Genomic DNA, 11308 nt, shown 5'->3' on the forward strand with positions numbered 1-11308 from the left:
CGCCAAAATCTCCATGCCTTGCGATATCGCTGGCGCGAACCACCACGAAAGCGCAAGTTTCAGTCCATGCCAAAGCTATCTTAGCGCCTATGCCCCTGAGGGGGAGATGCCTGGCAAGGCAGAGGGGGGTGCTGTCCCGCCAGCATCTCAGTATACAAAAAGCCCGGCACGAAGCCGGGCTTTCAACTCATGCGCGTGACGCTTGCCTTCAGCTCACCTTGACCTTCGATGCCGCCTGGTCCTCTGCCAGCTTCTGCTGGAACATCTGGGCGAAATCGATCGGGTCGAGCATCAGGGGCGGGAAGCCGCCATTGCGGGTGGCTTCGGCGATGATCTGGCGGGCGAACGGGAACAAAAGCCGCGGGCATTCAATGAACAGGATCGGCAGCATGTGCTCCTGCGGGAAGCCGGCGATGGCAAATACGCCGCCATAGACCAGTTCGACATTGAACAGCACTTCCTGGTCGAAGGACGCCTTGGCGTTCAAGGTCAGATTGACGTCGAACTGCTTGTCGGAGAGCGGGTTGGCATTGACATTGACGTTGATCGCGATGCCGGGGGCCTTGTCGCGGCCGCGCAGCGAGTTCGGCGCGCCGGGGCTTTCGAAGGACAGGTCCTTCACATACTGGGCAAGCACGTTGAGCGACGGCTGCGCCGTTTCGCCGTTGCCGTTGGCGGCGCCGACCGGCGCGTCATCTTTGCTGGCCATGAGCCTTGTTCCTTTTGCCTGGACAGCAGCGCTGACCGAATTGAAATCGGGCGTTGGCTAGCATGGTCGGCAAGACAAGACAAGGTTTGCCGCCTTCAGGCCGGAAGGGGTCAATAGTCAGTCGTTGGCAAGGTGACGCTCAGTCGTCCTTCAGGCGGCGCCACGGCGAGTTATGGTCGGGACCGCGCTTGAAATCGTCCTCGCGCGAATAGTCGCCGTCGTCGAGGTCGATGACCTTGTCACGCGACCTGCCGCGAAAACCGCCGGCGGTGAAATCGGTCGCGACGACGATGCGGCCCTTGAGCCTGCGCCAGGCAAGGTCGCGCACCGGCGGCAGGAACAGCAGCAGGCCGATAATATCGGTGATGAAGCCGGGGATGATCAACAGGATCGCGGCGACCACGATCATGGCGCCATGCGCGAGCTGGCGGCTGGGGTCGCCGCCGCCGGCCATCTCGGCGCGGACCCGCGCCATGACGCCAAAACCCTGGTGCCGGAGCAGAAGCACGCCGGCAATGCTTGAAGCCAGCACCAGACCGACCGTCGCCAGCGCCCCGACCTCGCGGCCGACAATGACGAAACCGACGATTTCCAGCAGCGGCAGCGCAAGCAGGAACAGAGGAAGGAAGGAAATGCGCAAATCTTGACCGATCGTTTCCATGTTTGCCGGGCGGCGCATAATCGCCGCTGGCACTGAGGCCGTTAGATAGGTATGCCTGCCTTTGATTTGAATGATTGCGCCATGCGTTCTATATGCTTTGCATGTTTAACGCCATGCGACCGCCGCCCGATTGGCTGGCGGTCCCGGCCAGGTCAGGGATTGATTGGCGAAAGATATGGGATTCTTCGACTTCGGCACCATTTTCTTTCTGATTGCGGCGGTGGTGATCTTTTTCCAGCTGCGCAACGTGCTTGGCCGCCGCACGGGCAGCGAGCGCCCGCCCTTCGATCCCTACACGGCCAGCCGCACCGAGAAGGACGCGACCCAGAAGCCCGAAAATGTGGTTTCGCTGCCGCGCAAGCGCATGCCGGGCGAGACGGCTGCCGAGACCTACGCGGCCATCGATGCCTTCGCCAAGCCCGACACCGACCTCAACAAGGGCCTGCGCGCGATCAAGGACAATGATCCCTCCTTCGACCCAAAAGTCTTCGTCGACGGCGCCAAGATGGCTTATGAGATGATCGTCATGGCGTATGCCGATGGCGACCGAAAAACGCTGAAGAACCTGTTGTCGCGCGAGGTTTTTGACGGCTTCGTTGCCGCGATTGGCGACCGCGAGGCGAAAGCCGAAAAGATCCAGTCCTCCTTCGTCGGCATCGACAAGGCCGACATCGTCTCGGCCGAGATGAAGGGCGGCGAGGCCCACATCACGTTGCGCATCGTGAGCGAACTGATTTCGGCGACCCGCGACAAGGCGGGTGCCGTCATCGATGGCGATCCCGAGACGGTGGCCGAGGTCAAGGATGTCTGGACCTTCGCCCGCGACACACGCTCGCGCGATCCGAACTGGAAGCTGGTCGCCACCGAGGAAGAAGACTGAGCCTATGCATGTCGCCCGGTGCGGGCAGCTTTTTTGGGATAGCGACATGCAGGCAAACATCGGCAGTGGCGAGGCTGAGGTGTCGCTCTCGCCGCTTTTCGTGGAAAAGTCCTTCGATGATCTTCCCGGTTGGAATTCCGATGACCATCTGCCCGCTTTCGAAGCCTTCCGCCGTTCGGCCTTTCATGTCCTGAACAAGCCCTACCGCACCGGTTCGTTGGGCGTCCGGTTCGACGCGTTTGCCGGCGCTTATGACGAGGCGCGCACCGTTTCGCCGGCGAATCGGTCGGCGGCCAAGGGTTTTTTCGAGCGCCATTTCGCCCCAGTCCAGATTCGATCCGAAAACCCCGGCCTGGTCACCGGCTTCTACGAGCCCGAGGCCGAGGCTTCACCAGTGCGCACGGATGAATTCACGGTGCCGCTACTGGCGCGGCCTTCCGATCTCGTCGACATCGATGATGCCAACCGTCCTCGAGGGATGGACGACTATCTCGCCTTCGCCCGCGATACGCCGCAGGGCCTGGTGGAGTATTTCGACCGCAGTGAGATCGAGAGAGGCGCGCTGGCCGGCCAAGGCCTGGAAATCGCCTGGCTTGCCGACAAGGTCGACGTCTTCTTCATCCATGTGCAAGGTGCGGCCAGGCTGAAGATGACCGACGGCCGGCTTTGCCGCGTCACCTACGCCGCCAAATCCGGCCAACGTTTCAGCGGTCCGGGGAAGATTCTCGCCGAACTCGGCGAAATCCCACTGGAAAAAGTGACGATGCAGTCTATCCGCGCCTGGTTCAGGGCGCATCCGGATCGCGTCGACGAGATCCTCTGGCAGAACCGCTCCTACATCTTCTTTCGCGAAGCCGATGTCGACGATGCCGCATCCGGTCCAATCGCCGCCGCCAAGGTGCCGTTGACGCCGGGCCGTTCGCTCGCGGTCGACCGGCTGCTGCACACATTCGGTACCCCCTTCTACATCGACGCTCCGTCGCTGACCGCCTTCGACGGAAAACCGTTCCGGCGGCTGATGATTGCGCAGGACACCGGCTCGGCCATCATCGGGCCGGCGCGGGGCGATCTGTTCGCCGGCTCCGGCGATGCGGCCGGCGAGATCGCCGGCGTCGTTCGCAATGCGGCCGATTTCTATGCCTTGGTTCCACGCGCTCTCGTTTCGGAATCGAATCGATGAGCAGGCGCCCCGATAAACTCAACGAAGACGATCGGGTGCTGTGGAACCTGGTGGCGCGTACCGCCCGACCGCTGAAGGGCCGGACCGCGGTCGAGATTCCCGACATCGTCGTAGACCCTAGGCCGGCACAGACGCCGGTCGCTGTCGGTCCGGTCCTCGCCGCCAAGCCGAAGGCGCAGCATGTATCGCACGCGCTGGACGAGCCGACATTGGACAAGCTGAAGAAGGGCCGGCTGCCGATCGAAGGCCGCGTCGATCTGCATGGCATGACCCAGGACGAGGCCTATTCGCTGCTGTTTTCGTTCCTGCACCGGGCCCATGCCGGCGGCATCCGCTATGTCCTCGTCATTACGGGAAAAGGGTCGTCGTCGGGCGGCGACGGCGTCTTGCGGCGCGCCGTGCCTGCCTGGCTGTCGACGCCTGCCTTCCGGCCGCTGGTCTCCAGCCACGATCACGCCGCCCGCAACCACGGCGGTTCGGGCGCGCTCTACGTTCGACTCAGGCGAACCCGCTGATGACGCCGTTCGGCGAAAAACTGCGGGCGCTTCGAGCCGAGCGCGGCTTGCGCCAGAAGGACATGGCGCAGGCGATCGGAGTCAGCGCCGCCTATCTGTCGGCGCTGGAACATGGCCGCCGCGGCGCGCCGACCTGGACGCTGATCCAGAAGATCATCGGCTATTTCAACGTCATCTGGGACGATGCCGAAGAGCTGGCGCGTCTGGCCGAGGCCTCACATCCGCGGGTGAGACTCGATACGTCCGGCCTCAGTCCTGCCGCCACCGAGTTGGCCAATCTGTTGGCCGAAAACATCGAGAAGCTGGACGAAGCCGAGCTTGCCCGCATCACCGGCTCGATCCGGGCGGCACTGGAGCGGCGTAAGTAGGGCGGCGCCAAGGCCACGAATGCTCATCAATAGCGCCGGCATTTCATCCTGAAGGCGATGCCCGCCGGCCGTTAGCCAGCGGGCATATAGCGAGATTACTTCGCGCCGGCCTGGCCGCCACGGCCGCCAGTGCTGTCATGATCGCCGCCGCGACCGCCACCCAGGCAGTCCGAGGTGAGATCGCAACAGCGATTGCCCCACTGGTTGTTCTTGGCGCAGCCGGTCTGGTCGGCCATAGCGGATCCGGCCAGGGACGATACCGCGATGGCGGCGAGGAAAGCATTACGCAGGAAAGCAGTCATTTGAAGTCTCCATGGTGTGTGTCGCCGCTGGAGACGGTTTGGTTCACGCAGGTAGCGAAATTTTTTGAGGAGGCGTTTCGAGAGATAAGATTTCGAGGGCAGCGCTGCCCTCATCCGCCTGCCGGCACCTTCTCCCCGTAGTGACGGGGGAAGGGAGATAGCCGCTGCGCCGGCACCTATTCCGCAGCGTTGATGAGGGCAGCGCTGACTCATCCTGAAGATGGCGCGCGGGCCGATATCCCGCTCGTTCGAAAGCGTCGTGTCCTTACTGAACCGCGCCGACCAGTACCTGCTGGCCGCCGCGGATCGAGACCCAGCGGCCGGTGTTGTCGATGGCCTGCCGCTTGAGGAAGCGATAGCCGGTGGCGTCCCAGATCTTCACCTTGTCGGTCAGATTGTCGAGGACGTAGTCGCCCCTGTCGGTGCGCACGGTCAGCACGGCATGGCCTTCGCCGTCCGGCTTGCGCACGACGGTGATCAAGAGATCGGCCAGCGACACGCCAGAGCGCGAGAGCAGGCGGCGCTTTTCCAGCACATAGTCTTCGCAATCGCCGACGCCCTTGTCGGGATAGGCCCAGACCTCGTCCTTGCCATAGATGTCGTAGTCGCTCATCGGCTTGACGGCGGCGTTGACCCTTGACGTCACGTTGATCAGCTTGCGCATGAAGGCGTCGGTCATCGCGGCGGGGTTGAGGTTGCTCGGCCGGATCGAGCATTCGCCGGGCTGGGTTTTACAGAAATCATAGTGGCCGATCGGCTGCGAGGTCATGCCGCCCGTCGCCATGGCGCCGCCTGCAAGTGCCGGCACTGCCCAGCACGCAGAGATCGCCAGCCCTGCTGCCGCCCACAAGCGCAGCGTCCGTGCCATCGGTGAGGAAGTCATTGTCCCCGTTCGCCCTTGTTCTTAACGAAAGGTTAAAGGGGATTTACACTCCGTGTCAATTATCGGGGGAGCCAGATTCTTCGGCATGGTTACCCGCGCCCGCCCAACAGCGTCTATTGTGCAACAGAACGCCTGTGGCGCGCAAAATCGCCCCGCTTTTGCGGGCAATGCACGCTGCAGCCGGATCGAGCCTCAGCCTTTGGCGGAGCGGACCAGCTTGGGTTTCACCGCTACGCGTGTTTGGCGGCCGTAGCTTGTGATGAAATCGACGATGCGCGGCACGATTTCCGAGCGGAATCGCGACCCGTTGAAGACGCCGTAATGGCCGACGGCCGGCTGCATGTAATGCGCATGCCGGTCAGCCGGGATGTTGGGGCAGAGATCGTGGGCGGCCTGGGTCTGGCCGAGACCGGAAATGTCGTCGTTCTCGCCTTCGACCGTGAACAGCGCGACATTGCGGATCGCCTTGGTGTCGACAACCTCGCCGCGATGCGTCATCTCGCCCTTGGGCAGCGCATGGCGCACGAACACCGTGTCGACGGTCTGCAGATAGAATTCCGCCGTCAGGTCCATCACCGCCAGATATTCGTCGTAGAAATCGCGGTGCTTCTCGGCATTGTCGCCGTCATGCTTGACCAGGTGCATGAAGAAGTCCTTGTGGGCGGTGATGTGCCGGTCGAGGTTCATGCTCATGAAGCCCGACAACTGGAGGAAGCCCGGATAGACTTCGCGGCCGAAGCCCGGCACCGGCCAGGGCGCGTGCATGATGACGTTGTCGCGGAACCAGTCGATGCCCTTTTCCTTGGCCAGAAGATTGACCGCGGTCGGATTGCGGCGGGTGTCGATCGGCCCGCCCATCAACGTCATGGTCGAGGGCACGAAGGGATCGCCGCGCTTTTCCATCAGCGCCACCGCCGCCAGCACCGGCACCGAAGGCTGGCACACCGCCATCACATGGGTGTCCGGCCCCAGCGCATGCAGCATGTCGATGATGTAGTCGATATAATCGTCGAGGTCGAAATGGCCGTCGGTCACCGGCACCATCCGGGCATCGACCCAGTTGGTGATGTGCACGTCGGCATAGGGAAGCATCGCCTCGACCGTGCCGCGCAGCAGCGTCGCATAATGGCCCGACATCGGCGCCACGATGAGAAGCTTGGGGTCGGCCTTTCGCCCGGCGGGCACCGACCGCTCGAAGCGGGTAAGATTGCAGAACGGCTTCGACCACACCGTCTTTTCGCTGACCTCGACGCTCTTCCAGTCGACCACGGTCTTGCTCAGGCCGAAATGCGGCTTGCTGTAGCGGCGCGTCGTGCGCTCGAACAGTTCGGCGGTGGCGGCGACCGAGCGGCCCCACGGCGTATGCGAAAACGGGTTGAGCGGGTTGGTGTAGAACAGCCGCACCGCATCGGCATAAAGCCGCGCGGGCTGCAGGGCGGCATGGTTCATTTCATAGAGCTGGTAGAACATCAGGTACTCCGCAGCTGCCGTGACCGAAGGGACGACGGACAGCGCCGAGCCTTGAATGTCTCGCGCGGAGGTTAACAAGATATTGCTGCGATGCAATACGTCACGTGGCGTGACATATGCCAATCTTTCGTCCAAGGCCTTGAGAAACCGCGTTGGGCGGGTGCAGCGGGTCAATGTGCACTGCAAAATGCAAGGCTGTTGGACAACGGGGCAGGATGCGTCCGGCCCGAGCGGGCCGGACTTGGACAGATCTAGACGCGCGCCATGCACACCGAGGTATGGCCCGAGCCGATGAAGCCGAGTTGGCCGGCGGCGCCCTTGGACAGATCGAGCACGCGCCCTTTGATGAACGGGCCGCGGTCGTTGATGCGCACGATGACGCTGCGGCCATTATTCTGGTTGGTCACTTTCAACTTGGTGCCGAAAGGCAGGCTGCGGTGCGCGGCGGTCAGCGCCGACGGGTTCATGCGTTCGCCATTGGCGGTCCTGGAATGCAGTGCGTACCAGGAGGCGCGGCCGCACTGGCCAGCGGCGGAGGAGGCGGATGCACCGACCATTAGGCCAGCCGCGATCGTTACCGCGACAAGCGCGGTCTGGTTTGTTTTCTTCATGTTGGGGGGATTGGCTCCGTTTTCGACAGACCCCAGCCGTTAAGTGCCGAATAAGGCGGGAAATGCGGCAAGCATCGGGCAGTTCCGTGGCACCGGCACACGTTTGGAGTCGCTGGGAAACAGTTTGTCAGGCATCTTTCGTGTGGCGCGGCCGTATCGCCGGCGATATTGCGAGCTGTTTCACAGATTCCGTGAGCAAGGCAGGACGTTATAGTACAAGTAGAAGAGAGCGCGATTGGGCGCCGTCCTTTCGCTCTGTCATCACGGTCATGGCGCAGTTGACGATCGACTTTGAAAAGGGATTCCAACGATGAGACTGTTCAAATATCTGCTGGCTCTGATCGTACTGGCCATCGGCGCGCTGTGGTCGCTGCAAGGCATTGGCGTGGTCGGCGGCAGCTTCATGACCGGCCAGTCGCAATGGCTCTATATCGGTATCGTGACCATGCTGGTCGGTTTCGCCGGGCTGGTATGGGCGAGCCGTTCGCGGGGGTGAGTTGCGACGAAAGTCGACCGCCACAGATCGACTCCCACTCCGTCGAGCTTCGCTCGACACCTCTCCCCCGATCGACGGGGGAGAGGAAAGGCGCGAGCCTATGCAAGGGCGCGAACTTATGCGGGCTGGCTCCCTTCCTCTCCCTCCGGAGGGGGGAGAGGTGGCGCCGCGAAGCGGTGACGGAGTGGGGGAAGGCGCTGGTCAAACCCGCAGTCGCAAACAGGGCCAACCCGGCGAGCAAGAAAACAGCCACCCCATATTGCCGGTCCATTCTGTTACCTATCTATCCGGTTCGGATAGAATGCCCTGCCCGCGACAGCACTACCCGAACAGCTGATCCAGAATCCTGCCCTCCAGCCTGGCAAGCTCGACCGAACCGCGCCGGCGCGGCCGCGCCACCGACACGTCGAGATCGAGCGCGATGCGGCCCTCGTCGATCACCACCACCCGGTCGGCGAGCGCAACCGCCTCGGCGACGTCATGCGTGACCAGCACGGCGGTGAATTTTTGCTCCAGCCAGATGCGTCCCAGAAGCTGCTGCATTTCGATGCGGGTCAGCGCATCGAGTGCGCCGAGCGGCTCGTCGAGCGCCAGAATCTTTGGCTGTCCGATCAGTGCACGCGCCAGCGCCACGCGCTGCTTCTGGCCGCCCGACAGCACCGAGGGCCATTCGTCGGCGCGGTCGGCGAGGCCGACTTCCCCCAGGATGGCGAGCGCGCGCCGCCTGGCTTCCGCACCGGTGGCAAGCCCGGTCAGCCCGACCTCGACGTTTTTCACCACGCTGGCCCAGGGCAACAGCCGCGGCTCCTGGAACATGAAGCGGCTCTCTTCGCCGGCGCCGGCCTTGGCTTCCGGCCCGAATGTCAGCGACCCTGCCGTCGCCCGGTCGAGCCCGGCCAGCAGCCGCAAAAGCGTGCTCTTGCCGCAGCCGCTCTTGCCGATGACGGCCACAAACTGTCCGACGGGCACATCGAGATCGATGCCGTCGAGCACGACCTTGTCGCCAAAGCGCTTTTCCACGCCTTTGAAGGCAAAGGCGCGCTGCCTTTCGACGGCCTCCTCCGGCCGTGACGGTTCCGGCGCGGCGACGAAGGAACGGATGGCGGTCAGGCTGGCGGTTGGCATCGAACCCTCAGGCGTTCTGGAAGGCGGGATGCCAGCCGAGCGACAGCCGCTCGAGCAGGCGGGCGAAGCTGTCGGCAAGCTTGCCGAGCAGCGCATAGATCAGGATCGACAGCACGACCACATCGATCAGCAGGAATTCGCGTGCCTGCATGGCCATATAGCCGAGGCCGGAACTGGCCGAGATGGTTTCGGCAACGATCAGCGTCAGCCACATGATGCCTAAGGCATAGCGCAGGCCGACGAAGATCGCCGGCAGCGCGCCGGGCAGGATCACCTGAAAAAACAACGCGCGGCGGTCCATGCCGTAGACCCTGCCCATCTCGACCAGCTGCGGGTCGACGCTCTGGATGCCGAGCAGCGTGTTGACGTAGATCGGGAAGAACACGCCGAGCGCCACCAGGAACAGTTTTGCTTCCTCGTCGATGCCGAACCACAGGATGACCAGCGGGATCAGCGCCAGATGCGGGATGTTGCGGATCATCTGCAGCGTCGTGTCGGTCAGGCCGCGGCTGAGCGCCGACAGCCCGTTGGCAAGGCCGAGTGCAAAGCCGATCGAGCCGCCGATGGCAAAGCCGGCCAGCGCGCGCAGCGTGCTGACGCCGATGTTCTGTATCAGCTCGCCCGACAGCGTCAGCCGCCAGAAGGCCTCGGCCACCGCGCTCGGCGCCGGCAGCACATTGGCCGGCATCACGCCGGCGCGGCTGGCGGCTTCCCAGCCAATTATGACCAACGCCGGCAGCAGCCAGCCGATGCCGTTCTGTTTGACCCGTTGAGCCAGGCTCATGACGACGCCTGAAGGCGGTTGGCGCCGTGGAAGCCGACGGCGAATTCATTGGCGATGTTCTCATGCGCCCGTGCCCGCCTGGTGCCCAGGCCGAGACGCGGGAACAGAAGCTCGGCGACGCGGTAAGCTTCCTCGAGATGCGGGTAGCCGGAGCCGATGATGGTGTCGATGCCGATCGCCTGATATTCGCGGATGCGCTCGACGATCTGCTCCGGCGAGCCGACCAGCGCGGTGCCGGCGCCGCCGCGCACCAGGCCGACGCCGGCCCACAGATTGGGCGAAACCACCAGCCTGTCGCGGCGGCCGCCATGCAGTTCGGCCATGCGCCGCTGTCCCACAGAGTCCATCTCCCTGGTGAAGCGGGCCTGGGCATTTTCGATCTGGGCATCGGTGACATGGCTGATCAGCCGGTCGGCGGCGCGCCAGGCCTCTTCCTCGGTCTCGCGCACGATGAAATGAAGCCTGATGCCGAAACGCAGTTTGCGGCCGCGCCGTTCAGCCTTTTTGCGCGCCGCGCTGAGTTTTTCCGCCACCTGCGCCGGCGGCTCGCCCCAGGTCAGGTACATATCGACGAGATCGGCGGCGAGCTCCTGGCCGGCATCGGACGAGCCGCCGAAATAGAGCGGCGGCCGGTCCTGTTGCGGCAGAAGGTCAAGGCGGCCATTGTCGACGCGGTAATATTTGCCGTTGAAGTTGACGCTCTCGCCCGACACCAGGGCGCGCCAGATGGTCAGGAACTCTTGCGCCTGCGCATAGCGCTCATCATGCGGCAGGAACACGCCATCGCCGGCAAGCTCGGTCGGGTTGCCGCCGACCACGACATTGAGCAGCAGGCGGCCATTGCTCAGCCGGTCGAGCGCCGCCGTCTGGCGCGCCGCGAAGGTGGGCAACGTCACGCCGGGCCGTAGCGCCACCAGGAATTTGAGCTTTTCCGTCAGCGCTGCAAGGCCGGAGGCGGTGATCCAGGAATCCTCGCAATTCTGCCCGGTCGGCAAAAGCACGCCGGGAAAGCCGAGCCGGTCGACGGCCTGTGCGATCTCCTTGAAGTAAGCGAACTCCGGCGGCCGCTGCTGCTGTTCGGAGCCGAGATAGGAGCCGTCGCCATGCGTCGGGATGAACCAGAAGAAATCGAGCGGGCCGGCTTGCGGGCTTGATGAAGCGGTCATGGCGAAATCCCTGAAGCTTGAAACGGCAAAGGCGGCCGGGGGTTTGGGCCCGGGGGCCCCCCACGAAGTTGAAATGGCCCGGGGGGGGGCCCCCGGGGGGGGGCTGGGCCGCGCGGTGGGGGGGAGGGGGGGGGTGTTGGACGGGGACGGGTTGGGGG

At 63.9% G+C, this 11308-nt stretch carries 14 protein-coding genes; 5 read left to right on the plus strand and 9 right to left on the minus strand.

What is annotated here, in order from left to right; genetic code table 11:
• Positions 1 to 208: 208 nt before the first annotated feature.
• Positions 209 to 709: a protein-export chaperone SecB gene (secB, locus tag NKI06_RS30225; RefSeq protein ID WP_023672105.1), complete on the minus strand. Its 501-nt coding sequence runs from the start codon at positions 707 to 709 to the stop codon at positions 209 to 211.
• Between the two features lie 139 nt (positions 710 to 848).
• Entirely contained in the window at positions 849 to 1349 is a 501-nt protein-coding gene (locus tag NKI06_RS30230) for an FxsA family protein (protein ID WP_023692921.1), read from the minus strand.
• Positions 1350 to 1545: 196 nt separating this feature from the next.
• Between NKI06_RS30230 and NKI06_RS30235 the strand changes: the two genes are divergently transcribed.
• The 4 genes from NKI06_RS30235 (at position 1546) to NKI06_RS30250 (ending at position 4313) form a co-directional block, all read left to right on the plus strand.
• The gene (locus NKI06_RS30235) at positions 1546 to 2250 is read left to right on the plus strand and encodes a Tim44/TimA family putative adaptor protein (RefSeq protein ID WP_023672103.1); all 705 of its coding nucleotides are present in this window, start codon (positions 1546 to 1548) and stop codon (positions 2248 to 2250) included.
• Positions 2251 to 2329: 79 nt separating this feature from the next.
• Complete coding sequence (gene mltA, locus NKI06_RS30240; RefSeq protein WP_352910228.1) at positions 2330 to 3430, plus strand: murein transglycosylase A; 1101 nt, start codon at positions 2330 to 2332, stop codon at positions 3428 to 3430.
• The gene (locus NKI06_RS30245; protein WP_352987888.1) at positions 3427 to 3945 is read left to right on the plus strand and encodes a Smr/MutS family protein; all 519 of its coding nucleotides are present in this window, start codon (positions 3427 to 3429) and stop codon (positions 3943 to 3945) included. The genes mltA and NKI06_RS30245 overlap by 4 nt, the downstream gene beginning before the upstream one ends.
• Positions 3945 to 4313: a helix-turn-helix domain-containing protein gene (locus tag NKI06_RS30250; protein WP_023672100.1), complete on the plus strand. Its 369-nt coding sequence runs from the start codon at positions 3945 to 3947 to the stop codon at positions 4311 to 4313. The genes NKI06_RS30245 and NKI06_RS30250 overlap by 1 nt, the downstream gene beginning before the upstream one ends.
• A 95-nt stretch (positions 4314 to 4408) precedes the next feature.
• On the opposite strand, the gene NKI06_RS30255 is transcribed toward NKI06_RS30250, so the two are convergent.
• The 4 genes from NKI06_RS30255 to NKI06_RS30270 all read right to left on the minus strand — a co-directional run bounded on the left by NKI06_RS30255 (position 4409) and on the right by NKI06_RS30270 (position 7579).
• A complete protein-coding gene (locus NKI06_RS30255) occupies positions 4409 to 4615 on the minus strand; it encodes a hypothetical protein (RefSeq protein WP_023672099.1) in 207 nt (68 codons plus the stop codon).
• Between the two features lie 265 nt (positions 4616 to 4880).
• Positions 4881 to 5498, minus strand: coding sequence for a transglutaminase-like cysteine peptidase (locus NKI06_RS30260; protein WP_023698094.1), 618 nt, complete (start codon positions 5496 to 5498; stop codon positions 4881 to 4883).
• 192 nt (positions 5499 to 5690) lie between these two features.
• Positions 5691 to 6968: a polyhydroxyalkanoate depolymerase gene (locus NKI06_RS30265; RefSeq protein WP_023742011.1), complete on the minus strand. Its 1278-nt coding sequence runs from the start codon at positions 6966 to 6968 to the stop codon at positions 5691 to 5693.
• Between the two features lie 251 nt (positions 6969 to 7219).
• The gene (locus tag NKI06_RS30270; RefSeq protein ID WP_023672096.1) at positions 7220 to 7579 is read right to left on the minus strand and encodes a septal ring lytic transglycosylase RlpA family protein; all 360 of its coding nucleotides are present in this window, start codon (positions 7577 to 7579) and stop codon (positions 7220 to 7222) included.
• A gap of 310 nt (positions 7580 to 7889) precedes the next feature.
• Between NKI06_RS30270 and NKI06_RS30275 the strand changes: the two genes are divergently transcribed.
• Entirely contained in the window at positions 7890 to 8075 is a 186-nt protein-coding gene (locus NKI06_RS30275; protein ID WP_023702438.1) for a hypothetical protein, read from the plus strand.
• Between the two features lie 321 nt (positions 8076 to 8396).
• On the opposite strand, the gene NKI06_RS30280 is transcribed toward NKI06_RS30275, so the two are convergent.
• The 3 genes from NKI06_RS30280 to ssuD are packed head-to-tail and all read right to left on the minus strand — an operon-like array spanning position 8397 to position 11150.
• Entirely contained in the window at positions 8397 to 9200 is an 804-nt protein-coding gene (locus NKI06_RS30280; protein WP_352987889.1) for an ATP-binding cassette domain-containing protein, read from the minus strand.
• A gap of 7 nt (positions 9201 to 9207) precedes the next feature.
• Positions 9208 to 9984 carry an ABC transporter permease subunit gene (locus NKI06_RS30285; RefSeq protein WP_023834543.1) on the minus strand — a complete coding sequence of 259 codons (777 nt, stop codon included), beginning with the start codon at positions 9982 to 9984 and terminating at the stop codon, positions 9208 to 9210.
• The gene (ssuD, locus tag NKI06_RS30290) at positions 9981 to 11150 is read right to left on the minus strand and encodes an FMNH2-dependent alkanesulfonate monooxygenase (RefSeq protein WP_352987890.1); all 1170 of its coding nucleotides are present in this window, start codon (positions 11148 to 11150) and stop codon (positions 9981 to 9983) included. The genes NKI06_RS30285 and ssuD overlap by 4 nt, the downstream gene beginning before the upstream one ends.
• Positions 11151 to 11308: the final 158 nt, after the last annotated feature.

The organism is Mesorhizobium sp. M0772, from assembly GCF_040320135.1.
Lineage (GTDB): Bacteria > Pseudomonadota > Alphaproteobacteria > Rhizobiales > Rhizobiaceae > Mesorhizobium.

Bases quoted from the DNA above. Each gene is read 5' to 3' on its own strand.
- NKI06_RS30265 (WP_023742011.1), bottom strand. From the start codon at position 6,968: ATGTTCTACCAGCTCTATGAAATGAACCATGCCGCCCTGCAGCCCGCG.
- NKI06_RS30280 (WP_352987889.1), bottom strand. From the start codon at position 9,200: ATGCCAACCGCCAGCCTGACCGCCATCCGTTCCTTCGTCGCCGCGCCG.
- ssuD (WP_352987890.1), bottom strand. From the start codon at position 11,150: ATGACCGCTTCATCAAGCCCGCAAGCCGGCCCGCTCGATTTCTTCTGG.
- NKI06_RS30270 (WP_023672096.1), bottom strand. From the start codon at position 7,579: ATGAAGAAAACAAACCAGACCGCGCTTGTCGCGGTAACGATCGCGGCT.
- NKI06_RS30285 (WP_023834543.1), bottom strand. From the start codon at position 9,984: ATGAGCCTGGCTCAACGGGTCAAACAGAACGGCATCGGCTGGCTGCTG.
- NKI06_RS30235 (WP_023672103.1), top strand. From the start codon at position 1,546: ATGGGATTCTTCGACTTCGGCACCATTTTCTTTCTGATTGCGGCGGTG.
- secB (WP_023672105.1), bottom strand. From the start codon at position 709: ATGGCCAGCAAAGATGACGCGCCGGTCGGCGCCGCCAACGGCAACGGC.
- NKI06_RS30275 (WP_023702438.1), top strand. From the start codon at position 7,890: ATGAGACTGTTCAAATATCTGCTGGCTCTGATCGTACTGGCCATCGGC.
- NKI06_RS30255 (WP_023672099.1), bottom strand. From the start codon at position 4,615: ATGACTGCTTTCCTGCGTAATGCTTTCCTCGCCGCCATCGCGGTATCG.
- NKI06_RS30245 (WP_352987888.1), top strand. From the start codon at position 3,427: ATGAGCAGGCGCCCCGATAAACTCAACGAAGACGATCGGGTGCTGTGG.
- NKI06_RS30250 (WP_023672100.1), top strand. From the start codon at position 3,945: ATGACGCCGTTCGGCGAAAAACTGCGGGCGCTTCGAGCCGAGCGCGGC.
- NKI06_RS30260 (WP_023698094.1), bottom strand. From the start codon at position 5,498: ATGACTTCCTCACCGATGGCACGGACGCTGCGCTTGTGGGCGGCAGCA.